The organism is Paenibacillus sp. FSL R5-0345 (assembly GCF_000758585.1).
Classification (GTDB): domain Bacteria; phylum Bacillota; class Bacilli; order Paenibacillales; family Paenibacillaceae; genus Paenibacillus_AQ.
In genome coordinates this window covers 2249851-2271356 of the sequence record NZ_CP009281.1, presented here as the reverse complement: position 1 = coordinate 2271356, position 21506 = coordinate 2249851, and the positions used below count along the sequence as shown (strand labels likewise).

Here is a 21506-nt window from a genome sequence, read left to right as displayed (position 1 = left end):
CAAGTGAACCGTTCTCTATACATATTCATCAACCGATTATAAGTCTTCCTAAACAAACAGCACGCACCGAAGAATAGTTTCGGTGCGTGCTGGAAGCTTATCTTTTCTATTAAACTAGATCCAGAACAATCACATTTACGGAATGGGCAGCTAGATTTACAATTGCGGTGTCTTTATCAACTACAATTTCCGTTTCAAATGGAGTGACCTTCTCATCATTCTTTCTGTTTACATTAGGTGTGTGAACCAGCGAAGCATCGCCGGTTAAAGTAATCCATTTACCGGCAGTAGCTACGTTTAAGCCTTTCAGATTAAGCTTCGTTGCTTTCTCTACCCGATCCGCATTCACAAGCTTCACGTAGAGATGCTTATCATCTTTAGTAACGGAATTGTATACTTCTCTGTTATACGCTTCGAGCTTATAATCAAGCACCTTACTTGTCGTCTTGCCATCTGTATAAGAGCAAATCAAATGCTTACCATCTGCTCCACCATAATTAACAGTGATGCAATATTCCGTATGATCCGTTAGCTCTTCATAGCAGCTAGCTCTTAGGTTACCGGCTGCAGTACTTGAGGAATAATCCCCGAGCGTATATGCCTCAATCCCTTGCTTGAATACCTTTACGCCAGTAGCATCGCCATTATACCCAATCGCATATTCGATTACGTCTTTATTTTCTGGTGAGATGTCTGTCAGACCTGCGCCTACATAGAAGCCATCTTCGCCGGAAGCTTTTTCAGCAATAACCTCAGCTCGATAATTAGTCCACGCGTCATTGAGAATGTACAATCCGTTCAATCCGCTATTCTGCGCCTTCAAGACTAAACCTTTGGAAGGATCAATCGTATATCCTGCAGAGCCAGGAATGACTTTCCAAGCTTCATGCAGCGGCTGTGTAAAATCTTGTTCGAACAAAATGCTGCCATCCGTATTCGAAGTAACCTTCACTCGCTTCACAATCACAGATGCTTTTCCAGCAGCCACTTCAATTCCACCGTGAGGAATAAGGTCTACCTTTTCACCGTTGCGATATGTCGAGAATGATGTGCCAACCACTTTGGTGCCGAGATATTTAGCGTACAGCTGTTGAACATAATAGTTCGGTGTGTACCATACGGTTTCATCATCAAACCATATGCAGTCCGGTGTCCATCTATAAGTGCCATCTGTCAGTACCTTATTGAACAAAGGTGCCGTTGCAGCCAGTCTAATCACATCAGAGTTATTCTCGAAGCTGGACATGATCGCTGCCTCTGCAATTGCTCCTGCCAATGTGTTTTTATCTGTGGAAGCATATTCACCTACAAAAACCTTAGAAGTTTCAGCTTCGTCCAAGCTGCCGTCTTCTTTATATGCTCTGTAATAGTAATTGTATCGATCCGCATTCTCTAACAAATACTCATTGGAACGGTAGTAATGCTCATCCGCAATCGTATCCATGTAGTTCTTTTGCTTCTCATACCAGGTAACCGTCTCTTCGATGCTCGACGTTCCGTCCGTGAAGCTGATCTGTTCTGAGCCTTGCAGATTTCCGCTTAGGAATTTCCAGCCTTGTTGATAGGCATCATCATCTGCTTGTGCTCCTACCGTAGAAAGAATGGTCAGTTCATGATCAGGGTAGTTCTTTACCATATATTCATCAATCGTTGTTTTGAAATACTCAAAGTTGGCAAAAAACTCTGTACCCCAGTTTTCATTCCCCACGCCCAAATAACGCAGGTCAAACGCTGCTTCATGGCCCATCTTTTTACGCAAAGCGGCCCACTCGTTATTGTCAAAATCCATGCTAATCGCGAAATCAATCAGATCCGTAAAGTTCTTCACATAATAATCCCGTAACGCACCGCCAGCTGGATTCGCATAATCCGAACGAGCTTGACACAGTACACCACAGGCCATAACTGGCAGTGGAGTTGCATTCAAATCCTCGGCTAATTGGAAGTACTCCATATACCCAAGACCCATGGTCATCATGTAGCCCCATACGTTATAGTTCTCTTTGCGAAGCTCAATATCGTTGACAGACTCTTTCCAATCGTACACATTCTCCCAAATGTGAGAACCTTCAGAAATACAGCCCCCCGGGAAACGCAAGAATGTAGGATGAAGATCAACGAGTGCATTCACTAAATCTTTTCTCAATCTATAGTTCGAATTCCCTTTATAGTTAGCATGAGCTGTAGCAGAACGCTCCTCTTCCCCAGCGCCCCAAACATCTTCCGGCATTAGGGAGACCAAATCAATAGAAATTTCACCGTTAAAAGTTAAAGCCAGCTGACCGAGTACAGTTTCAGATCCTGTTAATATAAACTTAGAATCGACACCATATTTCTTCCAGTTACCGTCACCGTTCACCTCAACTACCGCAGTATCACTAATAGCTTTTCCGTCTTTGTCGAGCAATTGTAGGGTGATAGTACCTGCTGCTTCAGCCTTCGCCCAAATCGTGAAGTTATACTTAGCATCCTTCTTAATAAACATCGAGCAGTGCTGATTGGAATCCGCAAACCCTCTATTATTAATAGTGGCGCCATCCGCCACTGTCACATAATGGGCGTTCATATCTTTATCTTCGATTCCGAAAAAATCGTTTAATCCACCTGTATTGTGAACCGTCATTTTGTCTGTGTCACCAGACCAAGCATGCAGAGGCGTATAATTTCTACCCGTTGAAGTCCCATGCACACCACATACATGCGAATAACTGTCAAAAGCAAAAGACTCGAAGGAACGATTCTGCACTAGCTCTGCATAAATTCCACCATCTGCTGCATTATTAATATCCTCATAGAAAAGGCCATATAGAACTTCGCTAATATCCAAAATCTCATGGTTTCCATCGATTGTTAAGGTGTAAGGTGGTACACCTTCTGGAAGTACAGACACAGTGAAGCTCTTTTCTACTGTACTGTTACCTTTTTTCAAAACCGCAGTAAGCGTTACGCCTTGAGCAGATTGGACGGCTTTATTCAGGGCACCCTTATCAGAAATGATAGCAGAATCACTGGATACCCAGGACACGTCAACTTTTCCACCCATGAGCGAAGCTGGCAATTCGATATCTTTGGTGATGATCGAGCTTGTAAAGGTTAAGTATTTATCTTTTGCAAGCTTAACGATCTCTTCATCTGTCAAAGATTCACACATAATCTCAATGATTTCGTCCTGCGTTAATCCCGCTTTATATACACGGAAGTCCGAGAGAGAGCCGCCAAAATCTACATCTGCAGCGTACTGGGACTTGCCGATCGTATTGTTACTATAATTTATTTGGTCCTCAAATGTAGCAAACCAAGCACGTAACTTAGCATATGTACCGCTAGAAGTCTGACTGATCATTCCATCTGCAACGACCTCACCATTTACATAAATTACAGGTCCCGCACTGCTAAGTGTTCCACCTTTTGTTCCTGTCACTGTAAAGCCGACATGCACCCATTCACCAGCAGCAAAGGATCTCCCAGGATCTGCGACTAAATCTTCTCCTGCAAAGCAAGTCCCCCGGAAATTTCTCGTTAAAAAAATATAGGGTCCTGTCTCGCCTTTGCCGAAATCGAACAGTCTTTCCCATAAGCTCCCACCAGTACTTACATGCATCCAAGTCGAGACAGTAATACCCGTTTGGTCGCTGACTTCTTTAAGAAGATCATCCGGCAACGAAATATAGGATGTGCCATGTTCTCCACCCGCTAACGAAACAGCTCTTCTACCTGCTACAGTCTGAATGATTGGCAGTTTAGTCCCTAAAGCGGTTCCATCATTCCCATTTCCTGAGCAATCCTGACCCACATGATCGGGGTTATCAAACTTATAATGCGCTATCAAATTACCATTAATAAATTTGTTACTGTTGTCATTGTTCATAGAAGATCACCTGTCATCTTTTGTATTAGAAATCATAAAAGTCTAACTATTCTACTAATTACTACAACAAAACCGACCCGTTCGCGGGTCATTTACCCTTTATACGAAACATAATAACACACTTTATAATCAATTAATATATTAACCAATTAATATTTATGTGAAATAAAAGAAAACAATTTTTTATACTCAAAGATTACCAAATCGGTCTTATTATTCATGATAAAATAAATTTGGATGTACGAAGGAGAGATGAATATGAATAACCATGCAGGTTTCGAGCCAACAAAACATGATATTTTTACAATTGAATGCAAAGATATCCTGTTACGAGAGTTTAGAGTGGAGGATTTAGACGAGTTTCACGCACTTACCATGCAGCCTGAAATCATAGAATTTCTGCCCGATTGGAATGTTCCTAAAGAACAACGGCGAGATTGGTTAATAAATTATGAAATAAAAGAAAACCAACAGTTTCTACAAGCAGTCTCAGCGGATGGAAACATCGGGGAGCTTCGTCTTCGTTTAGGCATTATTTTAAAAGAGACAGGAGAGTTTATTGGTTGGTGCTGTACAGGAATGAAGGATGAATTACCCGCTCCGAACAGAGAGATTATGTACGCCATATCTAAGGATCACCGTGGCAATGGATATACCACACAAGCTGCCAAGGGATTAATTGGATATTTGTTTGAGCACACATCTACCGATGTATTAAACGCTATTGCTCTGGTACACAATACACCCTCTAATAGAGTCATACAAAAATGTGACTTCGATTTAATTGATGAAATTACAATTGAAAATGAAAACTATAATTATTACCAGCTTTCTAAGCAAAATGGAAGTACAGGTGATATTCATTAAAAAAGAGCTACCTGAATAATCTCAGGTAGCTCTTTCTTTAGTTCCTTATTAGTTAGTTAATAAATTTAATGGATTGTAAAGATTGTTTAAGAATCTTAACCGCTTGTGCACGAGAGGCCAACGCTTTAGGAGCGAAGGTAGTCTCTGTCATCCCATTCATAACCTGGTTAGCGATTAATTCAGAGACAGATGCTTCAGCCCAGCTTCCAATAGATCCTTTATCTTTATAAGAAGCTAAAACATTACTTGGATTCGATGCAGATGAAGTATAACCTGCATAGGTCAGTGCACGAAGCGTCATCACTGCCATTTCTTCACGGCTGATCGGTGCTAATGGGTGGAAGCTGTTATCTTCAAACCCATTTATAATCTTCGCATCTGTGGCCGCAGCAACAGCGCCATAGAACCAATCACTTACCTTCACATCCTTGAACTTCACAGCTGTGCCTTGAGCATCCAGCCCAAGTGACCGTACAAGTAAAGCTGCGAACTCCGCTCTTGTAATTTGCTGCCCAGGTGCAAAACGTGTAGAGGTTTCACCCTTAACAATTAATTTAGAAGCAAGAAGCTCGATATCGCTCTGTGCCCAATGACCTTTAATATCATTAAAGGTAACCTCAGAGTGAATGAGCGTGTAGATGCTGTTTCCGTTACGTTTCATGTCTGCCAAAGTTTTGTTGCCTGTTACTGTAAAGTAAGTTGGCACGAATACAAGCTCTCCACTTGCTTCATCAAAACGGACACCGGAACTCACTCGTGGATCAAGGGCTGTATCCAGCGTTATTCCTCTGGACACATAAGTCGCACCAAAGTTATTAATCTTAACCGTCTTTCCATTACCTTCAGCGGTAATTTCAAACTTAAATGCTGGACTTAGCAAGCTGCCATTCTTTTGGCTGGCTGCTTGATTAATAAGACCGGCTTGTTGATTATCCACTTTAGAAATCACTATAGTGATGGTGATATCTTTTATATCCACACCTAGACTACTGATCAGCTCTGCCGAAGGAATCACACTAGAAGGAAGATTATAGAAGTAGCCGTTACTTTGAATCATTAGGCTAGAGCCTTGTCTAGAACCGTCCGTTGGTGCAAATGCCTGTAATGGCAGCTCGATTTTAATAGGATTCGCGGAAACCTGAAGTTCTAGAACCGCTTGCGCATGCGCTTGAAGTGCTTTAGTGAGCGCATTGGCATCGACAGATACTTTATCGTAGGTAACGCCATCCTTACCCACTTCAGTTGTCACGGATATCTTACCATTATCCAATTGTGCCGAATGATCCGTTGATACTGGTGTTACCGTCGGTTTCGGGGTCGGCGTTGCCGTCGACACTGAAACTGGTGGTGTCGGATCTGCTGTTGGCGATGGTGTTACCACCGGTGCAGGTGTCGGCGTTGCCGTCGATGTTGCTGTCGGTGTCGCTGTCGGTGTCGACGTTGCTGTCGGTGTTGCCGTCGATGTCGCTGTCGGCGTCGGTGTTGCCGTCGATGTTGCTGTCGGCGTCGGCGTTGCTATCGGTGTCGGTGTCGGCGTTGCTGTCGGTATCGGCGTCACAACCGGTGATTCCGTTGGTTCTGGCGATACTGTTGCCGTAGGTGTTGGATCTTCTGTACCTTTAGCCAGTTCCTTCGTGTTCCGTACACGGATACGAGTTCCTTCCGTATTCTTGCCTGTAACCCCCACGGCTACCAACGTGTCTCCAACAGCCAGTACCGGAACAGGGCCGCTTTGCTTCACAATGTATCCATCTGCAAAGACCAGAATTGGGCCAGATCCATCATCAATAACGTAGGAGTTCTCATCAAACTGAGAAATAATCTTACCTTTCACCTTCACTAACAGTCCTTGGTTATTTTCCAAGTTAGCTTGTGAAGTAGTCACTACTAATGGCTGAACCGGGTCAGTATGTCCAGTCTTAATTACATCCATTGCGAACGAATCAAATTCAAGTTCATAGTTATTCTCGAACAGCTTCGTCTTACCATAGATTCTGACTGTATCCCCTTCAACCAAACTTTTCTCTGGGACTTCTTTAAAGGCCATAATTCCCCCTGTAGCATCTTGAACATAGAACGCATCGAAGAAAATATCTGAGCCAGTAACGACTGTCCCCTCCACTACACCAGCTGCTCCCTCCGGTAGTGTTTTAAGACTAGCAATCGTGTCGATCTTCGTGTCTCTGTGAGCTAGCCAATTGATAGAATTCAATCCAAGTTCATTGTTGCCTTTAGGATTATAGGATTCATCCAACTGCTTATCATTCACAAAGTTCATACCGGATACAATAATTCGCCCTTCCCCTACTTCTTCTGAAGCAATGGCAGGAATTGAAGAGCCTCCAACACCATCATCGACAATATCATACACATTACCGCCCGCAGCGATTTTATCTTGATATGTCGTTTCATTTCCTTTTACAAGAATCGTAACTTTATCCGTATCTACTAGTGGAAGATGTCCCACCTTCTCCAAGCTAGCTCCACTATAATACTCAACCGTCAATGCACGGTCCGTAATATAGTTTTTCACTAACCCTGGATGTAGCCGAACCGTATACGTATTCGTTCCCACAGGTTGAGACCAGAAGTTACCCTCAGGACTTGTATCAAAAATACCGTCATTACTCACCTGGATCGTAGATCCTATCTTCTGTAATAACTCATTACTAATCGTAGGTTTTGAGCTACCGTTATTACTTTTCTCCGTTAAGAACAACGAACCTCCATGCGTTACAAAATCAGCAATTACTGCACTTTCAGCATCTGTAACAGCAGCCGAAGGATGCGTAAACATTAGCACTTTAACGTCCGTTAACGTTGCAGCAGTAATGGCACCAGTATTCTCAACGACAGTGTAGCCTTCCTGGCGAAGCTGCGTGGTGAAGCTTTTTAAATTATCCTTATACGTACCGCCATCAGTGGATGTATTCTCATTCTTATGCGAGGCATCGATCATGACCTTAATCCCTAAAGCAGCCTTAATCGTAACATCAAGCTCGAATTGATTATCCTCTGGTGAGTCACCTGGTGGGGTATCAACGACTGCAATTAATTTATGATTGCCTTGAATAGGATTAGACCATAACACTTGTGCTGTTGCTGTACCTTTGGACAATACAGAAGGCACTACAACACCATTGATTAAATGAGTCGTATCAACAACGTCATAATAGAAACGAACATTAAGATTACTTAGATCCTGTGATCCAAGGTTAGTTAATCCCGCTTCCATGGTAGTCGGGCTACCGGAAACCAAGCTGTTGCCTACAATATTAATACCGCTAATCTTAATATCTGTAGTTACATCTTGTGACCAGATTGGAGCGGAATAAATTTGCTCTCCGTCCATTTGTGTTACCTTCACAACGAACCATTGTTGACCGCCTGTTACTTCAACAGAAGGACTCCAAGTGAAATCTTTAGTCATTGGTTTTGTTGTTTGGATAATTTTGTTGCCATTAGTGATCAATTCTACCTTTGCAACACGATCGTCTGATTTATACGAACTGCTGAGATAACTATATTCAGGCTTGCTCTTATCTTCTGCAACATCATCTTTCCCCGCGATGGAGAAATTAAGGGTATTTCCCTTTACAGTTGCACCCATGTAACTGCCATTCGCAAGAACATCTAATGTAAAGTTTGGATCCTCACTCATGTATACACGCATATTGCGCATCGACTGAAGCAATGATTCCTGCGACAAATCATCGGATACGATTACTGTTCTTGCATTGGTCTGACCCCATGTGCCATCATGGTTATCTTCACCATAAGTCGGGGCTACATGCCATCCCAGATCCAATGCTTTGAAGTATTTACTCTCCGCATTTGCATAACCATAGTGACCTGATCCATTCCCTACTTCAAACATGGTGAACAATTTATCAACATTTTTATCATATGGCGCGAAGTTATTAAACGCATTCGCTGACATATCGGGATGATTAAACTGGGCCACGATATCGTCATACGTCAAAACCCATGCATAATACTTACTCAAATCTTGATATTGACCTGAATTCTGCTTACGATCAATGAAATTATCGGTTCCAAATACGTTGGAGTGACCCCAGGTTGTTGAAGTCATTTCAAACGCTGGGAATACAACAAAGCTATCATTCTTAGTGTATTGCTTCGCTAGATCCTTCGTTAATTTCCAGTCTTCTCCGCCCGTACGTTCCGGTTGACCTTTATGATCAACGGTATCCGTACCTACCAATGCCGCATCAATATCATGCGAATGGTCTGAAAAAGCGAAGAAATCATAGTTATGCGCTTCGGCTGCCTTCAAAGCGTCTTCAGGAGTACCCGCAGCATCATGTGAAATATTCGTGTGATTATGAGTGGTTCCACGATAATGGTTACCGCCTGTAAAGATAGGTGTAATTGTAAAAGTCCACTTATACGTTCCCGCATTATGCTTGTTATCACTAACATTCACGACAACCGTATGATCACTAATCGCGAGTTCACTACTATTAGTAATCATGATAGTATCTCCGCTAATGCTGGCCGGAACAGTATTTCCATCCAGCTTGACCACTAAAGTGGAGGCATCCAGACCGCTTGGTTCATCATATTTTACGGAAATAACTGGTTGTCTATCTTCAATCTTCGTACCTGACATTGGAGTCTCTTCGAAAAACTCAGGTGCAAATGTATCCTCAACTACAGAAACTTTAAAGGGTGCATCCGGTGTACCCGACTGCTTAGTAACTTCTCCCATCTTAGCTTCTACGTAATACTCAAAGCTATTACCTGAAGCAACAAAGCTAGAATTCAAATGCGCTGTGTAGCTGCTGCCATCCGCAGAATTCATAGGTAGTGAAGCATATACTCCGCCAATGGTTCTGTAGTGAATCATTACAGAATCAGCATTTTTAGCTTTAGCGGCAAATTGAATATCTGCATTAACATAAGCCTGTGTAATTGCTTGATGTGTAAGTGCAAGCTCTTTGACTTCCTTAACATCTTCGATGGACCTAGGAAATACCTGGTATCCACTTTTAAAAGTAGTCCCTGACACATACTGACTGAATATTCCAGTAAATGTGTAGGTCAAATCCTTCTCTAGCTTCGCTGCAACATCTATTCCACTAGCTGTAGTAACACGAACCGTAATCGTTTTGTTCGTTACAGTTTCTGCAACGGTGATGTTATATCCATTACCAGCCATCGCTGGAATATTCGTTATTTTTCCTGTGAATTGTACTAATGTACCTTCCAGTGGTTCTGCCTTTGTGTAATTGATTAAATCTAACAAAGTAGATTCTGTAGGGATAGGAATTGAGGCCTTTCCATTCTTCACAACTTTCGTTGGAGTTATTTCAGTTAGGCCGTTATAGAATTGAATCGCACCTGTAACCGTAACTAAATCACCTTGTGTAACTGTAACCCCTGTTGGAAGGGTTCCAAAGACAGCGATTCCTCCTGTAGCATCTTGCATATAGAAGGTGTTACTTGCGGTCAATTCATTATTACCTATAACCACACCCTGAATCGTAAACACTTGATTAATTTTATCCGATTTACCGTTACTATCATTTGTGTGTATCGTGCTGATTGGTGTAATAACCGATGTGTCTTCTTTAGTAACTACAGTTCGAGGGCCCTCCAAGTTTCTACCATTAGAGGTTACGGTCAACTGTGATACATAAACATCATCCATACCACCTGTAAAAGTAAATGTGAACGATCCATCTGCTCCAGCAACAACATAATCTTTTCCATCCGCTGTATTGGAGTATCTGTTTCCATTTGTGGAGCTATTGTAGCTGTAGATTGTTGAGTTAGGAACAGCAGCTCCTGCAGCACCTACAATTCTACCTCCACCAGTTGAATCCAGATAATAGTTAAGCTTATCCGGATTGAGCGCAGCACTAGCCGCAGCTAAATGAATAACAACAGGGCTACTTGCTGCTTTATCCAGATCCTTTGCTGTAAGGTATACTTGCGTACTGCCGCCAGTATTATCAAAGGTTAAATTGTTAAATGCCCCTGACGCATCTGCATAAACAGCATTCGTAACTGCAACTGTACCGGTACTTGGATCATTTAGATACAAGGAAACATAGGTGTCCGCTGTAACGGAAGCAATATTTCCTGTAACCATACCTACTGTACCTTCATTAGTGAATTGAATATTCTGCCCAAGAGGCTGTGCACTTTTGGTAATCACAATAGCTGGTGTAGCAGAGTTTCTTGGAGCAAGTACGGGGCCCACAACGAAATCCGTGCTGTTGTTATCTGTATCTAACCCAGCACCTTTACCTGGTCCAGTGTTACTTCCATCCTCTGATTTCCGTTGTGCACTAGTTGAATTGCTTAGAGCAGATAATTTAGTTCCTTCTGACTCATTGGCTGCACCGAAGCCTAAAAAGTCAACTACACTAGGATCCGAAACACCAGAAATGGCCGCCTGTTTGCTAGTAAGTGCAACCTTTCCTTCCGTTCCTGATAAATTTATATTTCCAATCACATCAGCTAGAACAGGAAGGTCTGCCGGAGTATTAGCTCCTTTAGCCTCCTGAATCAATAGGAATCCATGTGATTTTATAACTTTACCCGTGAGTGGCGTCATACTTACAGTCCCTGAGGTAGCAGCCGTAAACGCCCCCGCTTTTGAAGCGTATTGAACAGCATAATCATTCAGATCAACATCAAAATCAGTTGGGTTGTACAGCTCTATAAAATCATAAGTATATGGAGCTCCATTATTCCCTCCCCCACCAAATACTTGGCTAATGACTACATGTGCAGAAGGAGCTCCTGCAACCTTCGGCAATAACAAGCCCTGTGGAATCATTGACAAGAGCAGTAGTACAACTAATGCTAAACTTGTCCGTTTTTTTACTCTCTCAAACTTCAAACTCATGAACAAAATTCCTCCTCGTGTTACTAATCAGTTAGACTTTCATCATAAACCTCCTTTGTAAACGAGTTGTCTTCGTTTTATTTCGTTTTGTAAATTTTAATTAAAAAATTATTAGAATTTTAATTTTCATTTAAATAATTCGCTCAAAAACCTCCTCATTTTATCTTTTCATTTAACACTCCAATGACAATTTAAGATTATGATCAACTGTAATAACAACAATAAATACATATTTATCTTCAAGGGGGAACAACTTTGTCAGCTTGCAAAAACCGCTCAAACCTATTTAAATCATTAATCTTTATTGTAATTTTTCTGATTTCTATGACTTTTTCTCAACTAACGGCTTCTGCACATCCACTTAGTGCCAGTTATACCACCGTTACTTTTGATAAGGACAAGACTGATTTTTCTTTTTCATTGGATGTCATTTCGATTATTGAAAGCATGGATAACGTGGACATGAACGGAAATGGAATATTGGAAGAAAATGAGATTGAGAGCAATAAGCATCGTTTAGAAGAATGGATCGAAGATAGTGTTATCTTGGAAATGAATAATCAACAGCAGGCTCCAGAGCTTCAAGACCTATTCCTTGATAAAAAAGGGGATAAAGAGGTGCTTACCTGGAATTTCACCTACCCTGCCTTTGAGCCTGGACAAACCATCGCAATCAACGACGGACTATATTCACAAGCCACAAGTTCACCGTATGTCAATTTAATTACTGCACATAACGGCGATCAGACTAGCGAAACCGTACTACAAGGAAAAGAGCGAACATGGACCATGCTTCTAACGGAGGATCAACAAGCACAGCAGCTAACTTCTTCGTCCAATTCAACTACTGCTGGGAAATCAGGCTCCTCATCGGATTGGTTTTCTTTTTTCAAACTGGGAATGAACCATATTCTTACCGGCTATGATCACCTATTATTCCTGTTCGCTCTATTATTAAGAAAACAAACGCTCAAACAATATGCAGCAATTATCACGGCATTCACTTTAGCACACAGTATTACGTTAACACTCGCAGTTCTGGGCTGGATCTCCTTACCTTCACGAGTTGTTGAATCTGTCATTGCACTCAGTATTTGCTATGTTGCGCTTGAGAATATTTTCCGCAAAAAGATTCGTTTCCGCGCGCTCATAACTTTCCTATTCGGACTTATTCATGGCATTGGCTTTGCGGATATTCTTCAAGAAATGAATTTACCAAAAGCACATTTGGCTGTTGATCTGGTCAGCTTTAATGTAGGGATTGAATTTATCCAATTATGTATTGTCATTGTTTTGCTTCCGGTACTCATTTTTCTCCAAAAAAGAAATTTCTACAAACTGGTTATCGCTTACGGTTCTTGGTTAATTACTGCTCTTGGTGCCTTTTGGCTAGTGGAAAGATTGTTCTTCTAGAATAACTATAAATTTTTTAAAAAACTTCACGCAAAAAACCTCTGTATGCGAAATGGAGAATGTGATCCATTTACCAAAACAGAGGTTTTTTGTATTGATTCAAGATTGTTGCTTCATACGAAGCATTTGCTCTAGAAGCTGTTCCACAACTTTTTCCGGGAATGCCGTCATTAGCGTGTCTTTAAAGGTTTCTTGTGCACGAGTGAGCTTATCTTCACCAATAGAGGTCAAGGAGGTATAAATACTTCTGCGATCATCATCGCATGCTTTTCTCTCTAAAGCTCCACAGCCCTTGGCTTCAAACCTGCTAACCAATCGGGAAACCGCACTCTGGCTTAACCCCACCATAGCTTCGAGCTTCTGCAATTTCAACTTTTTCTCCGGGGCTTCTGATAGGAATAACAGCAAATAAAATTCTTTTAAAGATAATCCATGATTCGCTTGCAAATTAACTTCTAATTCATTCGTCACATTCATTTGTATATGTGTTAACGTCAACCAGTTCGTGATCAGGTCATTGCTACTCATTTTGTCCATCTATCTTATTCATCTCCCGAGCGTATGACTATTCATGAAATTTTTCTTCTATATAATAGTACTACACTCCACATCCATTGTGCCAAGCTTAATCCAAAAAAGAGAAAAGACCGTCTCTCCAACAAGCCGGCCTCTCCAAATGATATAAATAATTTTCGTTATTCCTTATCCTTTAATTCTAGGAAATCCAAAGGCATACTGCCGAGGAATACCCGGATCCTTCTGAAGCTCAACCCCAGCCTCTAAGGTCCAATATGGATTTCTTAGCATCCCACGACCCACGGCAACAAGATCTGCTTCTTCATTTCCAATCACTGCATTAGCAAGAGCTGGTTCATCCAATCTACCAACGGCAATCACCGGAACATTCAAGCCGTATTTAATCTCTCTTGCCAAAGGTACTTGATACGCCGCATGTGTTCCTGGCTTACCAGCCGCAGCGATAGGGCCTTCACCACCCGCACTAATATGGAAAATATCTGCGCCGGCTTCTTTATACGCTTTACTAAATGCCAGACTTTCTTTAATGCCGTATCCGCCATCTACATATTCTTGAGCTGAGATACGCATAATCAATGGCATTCCTTCAGGCATTTCACTTTTCGCTGCACGAATGATCTCGGTACCAAACAAGGTCAAATCCTTGCCATATTCATCTGTTCTTTGATTGGTTAGAGGTGAATGGAACTGATGGATGAGATAGCCGTGCGCACCATGAAGCTCGATAACATCAAATCCTGCTTGAATTGCACGCTTTACACCCAACCGGAACTTCTCAACCATACCCTTCACTTCTTCAGTCGTTAGGGCACGCGGTGTTTTAGAGTCAGCATCAAATGGAACGGCAGATGAGGATACAGGAACTGCTGCATCTTCAGCTTTGCGCCCCGCATGCGCAATTTGAATACCTACTTTTGCACCATAGGAATGACAAGCATCAACAATTCTAGCCAGTGCAGGAATCTGCTCATCAGACCAAATACCAAGGTCAAAATCAGTAATTCGGCCATCTGGTTCCACATCGGTCATTTCAATAATAATTAATCCCGTGCCTCCAATGGCACGACTCACGTAATGATTATAATGCCAATCGGTAGCAATCCCATCTTTGTTCGTCACTGAATATTGACACATCGGAGGCATAACCACGCGGTTCTTCAATTTCAAATCCTTTATTTCATACGGGGTGAACAAGTCCTTCATGATATCTCTCCTCTTTATAAAAAACTAAATTTATTATGAACATTGAACCCATGTTTTAGCAAAGAATATTAAATGCATGCTCATGCATGTATATTATTATACAATATCTATGGTGTCAACCATGAATGTCTCCTACGGAATAATAACTCCGCGTATTGTTGAAATCTTTGACACAAGGTAATATATGGATATCTATTTCCTTAGAAAGGATGGACTTAAAAGTGGACAAAAAGCTTTTACAATCACATAGTATCTTCCCTACCCTGGATATTGAGCATACAGCTGCTTATTACAGTCAGTACTTAGGTTTTCAGGCTGTGCCCTATTTAGATACGGGGGAACCGCATATTTGCCTGTATCGTGATGATACAGAGATCATCCTTACGCAATCCCAAGGACAACGGGTTATTCCTAATCGAGAATTGTATGGCTATGGTTACGACGCCTATTTTATAACGAAACAGCAAGAGCAGTTGGAAAAAGAATTTGAAGCCGCTGGTGTTAATATTGTCCGAACATTAGCAAACACAGACTATAATAACAAGGAATTTGTTATTGAAGATGTTGATGGGCGCTGGATTGCTTTTGGGATCAAAGAATAAGAAAAAACGGCCCTCGGCCGTTTTTCTTATTTTTCAAAAGAGTCCAAATATCTTCTTGCAGCTATTTTTACGGGAAGGATTCAGAACATCGGTGACCCCAATCTTGTTTAACCTATTAACTCTTCCCTATAAAGCGGAATTAAAGTATAGAAGTGCACCACTTTCTCACTGTTCATTTCCAAATTAAAAAATCCAGCTTTATCTTCAACGTCTGGTACCCACACGAACATCCCTTGAAATCCTGTATCCTCACTATAAGGCTCTGCTGGATTACCATTGACTAGCGTATGCCTCATATAGAGCCATGTATTATATTCATGTGGAAACCTAGCCGTTGTTTTTAGTGCACGTACAGGCCAATAATTTCTTTCGAAATAACCTCTTTAAAAACATTATCAATAACCCCTATGTATTGTTTAATATGATTGCATATCCTAATGTCGATTGCTATGAATGGAATCCAGTTGAATGAACGGTTATAATACCTAAAGATGAATCTCCAAGCGTAACCGCCTTCGGCGTCCTTATAAGGACGGTAAGCGTTTAAGCGAGAAATATAAGATTTAAAGTATAGGCACATAACTTATACTTTCTTATATTTTATTAAATCCAGGGATGTGGAAACTTTAATGGTGAATAATTCAGCATATACACTGTATTTACGTGAGGATTGGAAGAAACTAAGCGATTTCACCGCTATCCAATTATCAGAAGAAGAGCTTAGCGATATCCAAAGTATTAACGATAAAATTTCGATTGAGGATGTAAATGAGGTCTATCTTCCTCTGTCCCAATTGATAAATCTACAGCTTCAAGCCTCTCATAAATATAAAGAAACTATAAATCACTTTCTTAATAATGATCTTAAAAAAGGTCCTTTTATCATAGGCATCGCCGGAAGTGTAGCTGTTGGCAAGAGTACAACCGCTAGACTTCTTCAGAAACTCCTCTCTCAGCTACCATCTCATCCAAAAGTAGATTTAGTTACAACTGACGGGTTCATACTTCCCAATGCGGAGCTAGAAAAGCGTGGAATCATGAAGAAAAAAGGATTTCCTGAAAGCTACGACACACGTAGTTTAATTTCATTTTTAACTAAAGTGAAGTCTGGGGTTTCGAGTGTTCAAAGCCCTGTCTACTCGCATCTAACTTATGATATTGTGCCAGATGAATATATCACGATCGAGAACCCGGACATCCTAATTGTTGAAGGATTAAATGTTCTTCAGACTAGTTTGAGGCTCAATCAAAGTGTGCCAAACTATTTTGTATCTGATTTCTTTGATTTTTCAATTTATGTGGATGCTGATGTGAATAATATAGAGAAATGGTATATTGATCGTTTTATTAAGCTTAGAGATACCGCCTTCCAAGATGAGCAATCTTATTTTAAAAAGTATGCGCAGTTATCACTGGAAGAATCTATCGAGATCTCGAAAAGAATATGGAAAGAAATCAATTTTGAAAATTTGATACACAATATTTTGCCTACCAGAAATCGCGCAGATCTTATTCTATTTAAAAATAACGACCATCACATAGATCGCATTAAGCTGCGAAAATAAAAAAAATGAATGTATTCTCACAAACCAAGTTCTGATTACAGAGTTTGGTTTTTTTTATATGAAAATCAAATTGGGTGTATATCGTAGGTGTAATGCCTCTATCCTCTCGTCAAGGCTAACGTATACTATGGTACATTCGTACACTACGTAGAGAGAGGATAAATCAAATGATTGAAATCGCCTTGGCCTTTCAAGATAAGGATGGACAATATGCCGAGCATGCTGGTGTTGTTTTAGCTTCAATTTTTCATCATACAAGTTCCCAAATTCATGTTCATATTTTACATGATGCCTCTTTAACCGAAAATAACAAGCGAAAGTTCAACAAGTTAATCGCCAAACATAATCATACGATAAGTTATTATTCGATCACCTTACCTGAGGATATGCTTCAGGTGCTTGCCAATATTAACTCCATCGATGTGTGGACACAGGCATGCATGTACCGCTTGCTTCTTCCTTCGATCACACCCGCTGAGAAAATTATTTATCTGGATTGTGATGTATTGGTAACCATGGACATTAATGAGCTATGGCAAGTTGAGCTAAACGACAAATATTTAGGAGCGATCTGGGATCAGGGCATCATGGAGGTAGCGCCTATAGTAAGCGCCAAAGGGCTAAATCCTGAGACTTATTTTAATTCTGGAGTAATCTTATTTGGTTTGAATAATATCCGCCAGAATACGAACTGGTACCAAGAGATGCTGAACTTTTTGCGTACTTTCCCTGACGTCACCATGCCGGATCAGGATGTTCTGAATGCGGTTTTTGGAGCGAATTATCTTCCACTCGATATCCGGTTTAATTCATTTAACATGGCCATCGTAGATCATGACTACAATAATAAAATTGTCCATTTTGCCGGAGATGAAAAATGCTGGAATAAAGATTCCTCAGGGTTGGCGCTATATCGCAAATTCCTAGATCTAACCCCTTGGAGAGCTTTTAAAGCTAAATTAAAACGAAGAAAACGGAAAGTCAGCTATGTTAAGCGGCGCTTCCCACGAAAAAGTAATAGACGAATCATTTATAAACGTAAAATAAAAATTATTCGCACTAGAATCTCCCCCCTTTCGCTGTTTCAATTGAAATTAATCCGAACAGTTAGAAGAAGAAAAGGGACCGTGATCAATACAAGAATTCAATATCAACGACGAATTAAACGTTAGAAAACAGCCCTTATGAACAAAAATCCCCCCTCAGAATGAAATTCTAGGGGGGGGGGCTGACGAAAAACCTACTGAAACTTGATTTCAACACATGCATATTATTTTCGATCCAGACCATTCCACTTACTTATGTACTTTAATCCCATAACCACTTCCTAGCTTCCCTCCAGCAATTAGAAAGTTTTTTGCATTCCGTTGCAATCGGGTATTTTCTTCGTAATCATGAGGGCTCTCGTTTAGCTTATTAAATATTCTTTCTTCTGCTTCCTTGGAACTCTTATCGATCTCATAAATGTTAAACTGACTTTGAAACTGAAGGATATTCGATTCCGGGTTCAAGATCTGACTTAATTCCGGATCAAGCAGCCATGAATGACAAATAAACACTGGAGATATCCCTCTAAAAAAAGCTCTAGCTAACTGAAAGGACTCCTCCACACTTTGAACTGATAAAGGTTCTCCCGCTGGAATGTGCACACTAAGCACGATTTGATGGGTAAAGATTCTACAACCGTCAACGACTAAATCCCGGTCCATCGCAAAAGGTTGAAATTGCATTCTTCCCAACCGAAATAACCGAAGCTGAACATGCTCTTGCAGCCAATTATATTCTTCAATACCATATTCACCGTAATCACGCAGACATTGCATGCACCAAATCTGAATATCTGAGAATGTATCATAATAGATCTCATCCTCAATGTTACGAATACGATACTCATCATAAGCATCTACTGCGAATCTCACAAATAAAAATAATAGCAGCTTTCGATAGCCCTCCGAAGATTTCACAGATTCAAAAAAAGAAAATCTGTCAAAATAAAAATGCTGTTTATAAACAAGATATTCTTCCTCTTTCATCTGAAACTCACAAACCTGCTGTCTAGCCGCTGGATCCAGATTAATCCCTTCACACAATGCTCTGATGTTCACTATAAATCCCCCTTAGCCCCTATGGGTACAGTACACCCTTCATAAATACATCCTCACCCGCGGGAATAAAAAATTCATAACTATAGAAGCCATTTCGTGTTGTGCATAACATAGAATCTAGTGCTTCTGTTGTCAATGGAATCGCTGACCGTACTCTGCATAGGCCACCATTGTCAGACCCCATTGAAACCTCGGTTATCTTCCCATTACTCCACGACATATTCACGGTGAAGCCGCTTCTTGCCCGAAATCCCCTTACACTTCCCTCACGCCATTGCGGCGGTAACGCAGGTAAGAGATGAATTTCGTTCTCATGACTTTGCAGCAATAGCTCTCCGATAGCGGCAGTGGTGCCGAAATTCCCATCGATTTGAAAGATTGAGCGAGAATAATCTATGGTAGTATCCACCATATACGGATGCCCATCCAAAAGATTAGGAAAGGTTGAGGTTCGAAGTAACGATAGCCAGCTCTTGTGAAACTCAGCTCCATTCCGTAATCTTGCCCACAATGCCATGCTCCAGGCACAGCTCCAGCCTGTATATCCGCCGCCATTAGCCAGCCGATGTTCCAATGATCGTCTGCAAGCTTGAACAAACTCGACATCTCTATCATATTGAAGTAGATCACCAGGATACAAGCCATATAAATGGGATAAATGCCGATGTCCAGGCTCCCATTCTTCAAAATCCTCAGCCCATTCTTGCAGGCGCCCCCCGCTTCCTATTTGTAGGGGATAGAGCTTCGATAGAGCGTCAAACAGCTCCACTCTCAATTTCGCATCCTGATTCAGAATTTCCGAAGCGGCGATACAATGCGTGAATAGCTCGCGGATGAGTAAAAGATCTAACGTAGATGCTTTCGTTACCGCACAAGGATCTCCTGCTTTAGTGACAAATTTATTCTCTGGTGATGTAGAGGGATTAGTGACAAGAAACGGCGATTTGTTATCTGGAACTAGCCAATCCAAGTAGAAGAGCGCGGCTTCTCTCATAATGGGATATGCGTCCTTCTCCAGATAAACGCTATCTTCGTTAAAAGAATAGTGCTCCCACAGATGCCTGCATAACCATGCCCCAGCCATCGGCCATAATGCCCAGACAGCCTGCCCGCTTGCGGGAGATGTATCTAGCCAAATATCTACGTTATGGTGAGCGACCCAACCTCTGCAATCATAGTGAATGCGTGCTGTTCTTTTCCCCTTAGATGACAACTTACGAATCCAGGCAAGCAAGGGTTTATGACATTCGCTTAAATTAGCTGTTTCCACATGCCAGTAATTCATTTGGATATTAATATTCGTCGTCCAATTACTGCCCCAAGGCGCTCTGATCTCCTTACTCCATATCCCTTGCAGGTTCGCGGGTTGAGATCCTTCTCGAGAGCTCGAAATAAGCAAATATCGTCCGTAATGATAATACAGTGCAGCCAGTGCCGGATCCTCTGCCCCGTCCTTAACAGCCTCAAGCCTGAGATCAGTTGGCAGGAGAGAAGTGCTTGTAGTTTCAAGCCTCAGCTCAACGCGTTCTAACAGCTCGCCTATATCTGCAAGATGTCGTTCCTTCAGCTCCGCATAGGTGATCATGCTTCCTTTATTCAATCGGAGCAAACCTATGGCATTCAAATCCAATTCAGGAGTGCAAGAATTCGACTGTTCTTCAGAAAAATCAGTTACCCCAGATAAAAGGATCGTTACACTATCCGCTTGGCGGATCTCCAAATCTCCATTATCGTTCCAATTGATACTACCGTTATCCACGATCATACGCAGACTAATTGCATAACGAAGTCCCAAGCCTTCTTCATAAAGAATGGGGTTAGGATGATCCTCCACATAGTTTGGTTCTACATGACTTGGGCAATTCCCCTGTATCATCACATCCACTGATGAATCATCCATACTTCGTACAATTTGACCATTATGCTGAAGCAAGCTTTCCAGTTTCACAGATAATGACAGGCTTCCTCCCCTACCCGCGCTGGTGTATTTAAGGACAATAAGTTTGTCTGGAGCACTGGCGAAAGCTTCACGAGTGTAACTCATCCCTTCCGAGAAAAACGAACTGGATACAATACCGGTCTTCAGGTTTAGTTCCCGCTCGTACTGCTCGATAGCTTGAAGTCCATGCTGTCGAATATGAAGGGTCCCTAAAGGAAGATACGATTCATTCCATGACCCTAACATATGACGCTCCGCAATCTCTTCTGCCTCTTTAAATCGCCCATGCGTGACTGCCTCTCTTATTCTGGCAAGATGTCTGATGGCATCATAATTATTAGGATCTCTGGAGAATCCAGACCATAGTGTATCTTCATTCAGATCTATTCTTTCGGATTCGACTCCGCCAAACACCATTCCACCTAGCTTGCCGTTACCAATGGGTAATGCTTCTTCCCAGCTAGCCGCGGGCTGTAGATACCATAATCTATTGCTGGAATCAGGTCCTAGGGTAGTCATAATTTCCT

Annotated in this window: 11 protein-coding genes and 1 pseudogene; 5 read left to right on the top strand and 7 right to left on the bottom strand. The window is 41.5% G+C overall.

Translation table 11 applies throughout. The features are described from left to right. Window positions 1-109: 109 nt before the first annotated feature. Complete coding sequence (locus R50345_RS09720; RefSeq protein ID WP_042126094.1) at window positions 110-3868, bottom strand: alpha-L-arabinofuranosidase C-terminal domain-containing protein; 3759 nt, start codon at window positions 3866-3868, stop codon at window positions 110-112. 258 nt (window positions 3869-4126) lie between these two features. On the opposite strand from R50345_RS09720, the gene R50345_RS09715 reads away from it, so the two are divergent. Next, entirely contained in the window at window positions 4127-4735 is a 609-nt protein-coding gene (locus R50345_RS09715; protein WP_042126092.1) for a GNAT family N-acetyltransferase, read from the top strand. Between the two features lie 52 nt (window positions 4736-4787). Here the strand turns inward: R50345_RS09715 and R50345_RS09710 are convergent, their stop codons facing one another. Next, window positions 4788-11615, bottom strand: coding sequence for an S-layer homology domain-containing protein (locus tag R50345_RS09710; protein WP_042126090.1), 6828 nt, complete (start codon window positions 11613-11615; stop codon window positions 4788-4790). Window positions 11616-11870: 255 nt separating this feature from the next. Between R50345_RS09710 and R50345_RS09705 the strand changes: the two genes are divergently transcribed. Further along, a complete protein-coding gene (locus tag R50345_RS09705; protein ID WP_042126088.1) occupies window positions 11871-13028 on the top strand; it encodes a HupE/UreJ family protein in 1158 nt (385 codons plus the stop codon). 99 nt (window positions 13029-13127) lie between these two features. On the opposite strand, the gene R50345_RS09700 is transcribed toward R50345_RS09705, so the two are convergent. After that, window positions 13128-13565, bottom strand: coding sequence for a MarR family winged helix-turn-helix transcriptional regulator (locus tag R50345_RS09700; protein ID WP_042126086.1), 438 nt, complete (start codon window positions 13563-13565; stop codon window positions 13128-13130). 165 nt (window positions 13566-13730) lie between these two features. Next, window positions 13731-14768 (bottom strand): NADH:flavin oxidoreductase/NADH oxidase, encoded by a 1038-nt coding sequence (locus tag R50345_RS09695; RefSeq protein ID WP_042126084.1) that lies wholly within the window; start codon window positions 14766-14768, stop codon window positions 13731-13733. A 221-nt stretch (window positions 14769-14989) separates the two neighbouring features. On the opposite strand from R50345_RS09695, the gene R50345_RS09690 reads away from it, so the two are divergent. Then, window positions 14990-15370, top strand: coding sequence for a VOC family protein (locus tag R50345_RS09690; RefSeq protein ID WP_042126083.1), 381 nt, complete (start codon window positions 14990-14992; stop codon window positions 15368-15370). Window positions 15371-15477: 107 nt separating this feature from the next. Here R50345_RS09690 and R50345_RS30240 read toward each other — a convergent pair. Next, window positions 15478-15681: pseudogene (locus R50345_RS30240) on the bottom strand (suppressor of fused domain protein); the annotation flags it as partial. Window positions 15682-15999: 318 nt separating this feature from the next. Here R50345_RS30240 and coaA point away from each other — a divergent pair. Together coaA and R50345_RS09675 are read left to right on the top strand one after the other, a co-directional pair. Beyond that, window positions 16000-16935, top strand: coding sequence for a type I pantothenate kinase (gene coaA, locus R50345_RS09680; protein WP_042126081.1), 936 nt, complete (start codon window positions 16000-16002; stop codon window positions 16933-16935). A 167-nt stretch (window positions 16936-17102) separates the two neighbouring features. After that, window positions 17103-18107 (top strand): glycosyltransferase family 8 protein, encoded by a 1005-nt coding sequence (locus tag R50345_RS09675; protein ID WP_042126079.1) that lies wholly within the window; start codon window positions 17103-17105, stop codon window positions 18105-18107. 123 nt (window positions 18108-18230) lie between these two features. Here the strand turns inward: R50345_RS09675 and R50345_RS09670 are convergent, their stop codons facing one another. Next, window positions 18231-19040, bottom strand: coding sequence for an acyltransferase domain-containing protein (locus R50345_RS09670; protein ID WP_052414544.1), 810 nt, complete (start codon window positions 19038-19040; stop codon window positions 18231-18233). 19 nt (window positions 19041-19059) lie between these two features. Next, window positions 19060-21498 carry a glycoside hydrolase family 95 protein gene (locus R50345_RS09665; RefSeq protein WP_042126078.1) on the bottom strand — a complete coding sequence of 813 codons (2439 nt, stop codon included), beginning with the start codon at window positions 21496-21498 and terminating at the stop codon, window positions 19060-19062. Window positions 21499-21506: the final 8 nt, after the last annotated feature.

Excerpts from the sequence above, each read along its gene's own strand:
- R50345_RS09720 (WP_042126094.1), bottom strand. The coding sequence starts at position 3,868 with ATGAACAATGACAACAGTAACAAATTTATTAATGGTAATTTGATAGCG.
- R50345_RS09715 (WP_042126092.1), top strand. The coding sequence starts at position 4,127 with ATGAATAACCATGCAGGTTTCGAGCCAACAAAACATGATATTTTTACA.
- R50345_RS09710 (WP_042126090.1), bottom strand. The coding sequence starts at position 11,615 with ATGAGTTTGAAGTTTGAGAGAGTAAAAAAACGGACAAGTTTAGCATTA.
- R50345_RS09700 (WP_042126086.1), bottom strand. The coding sequence starts at position 13,565 with ATGGACAAAATGAGTAGCAATGACCTGATCACGAACTGGTTGACGTTA.
- R50345_RS09695 (WP_042126084.1), bottom strand. The coding sequence starts at position 14,768 with ATGAAGGACTTGTTCACCCCGTATGAAATAAAGGATTTGAAATTGAAG.
- coaA (WP_042126081.1), top strand. The coding sequence starts at position 16,000 with ATGGTGAATAATTCAGCATATACACTGTATTTACGTGAGGATTGGAAG.
- R50345_RS09675 (WP_042126079.1), top strand. The coding sequence starts at position 17,103 with ATGATTGAAATCGCCTTGGCCTTTCAAGATAAGGATGGACAATATGCC.
- R50345_RS09665 (WP_042126078.1), bottom strand. The coding sequence starts at position 21,498 with ATGACTACCCTAGGACCTGATTCCAGCAATAGATTATGGTATCTACAG.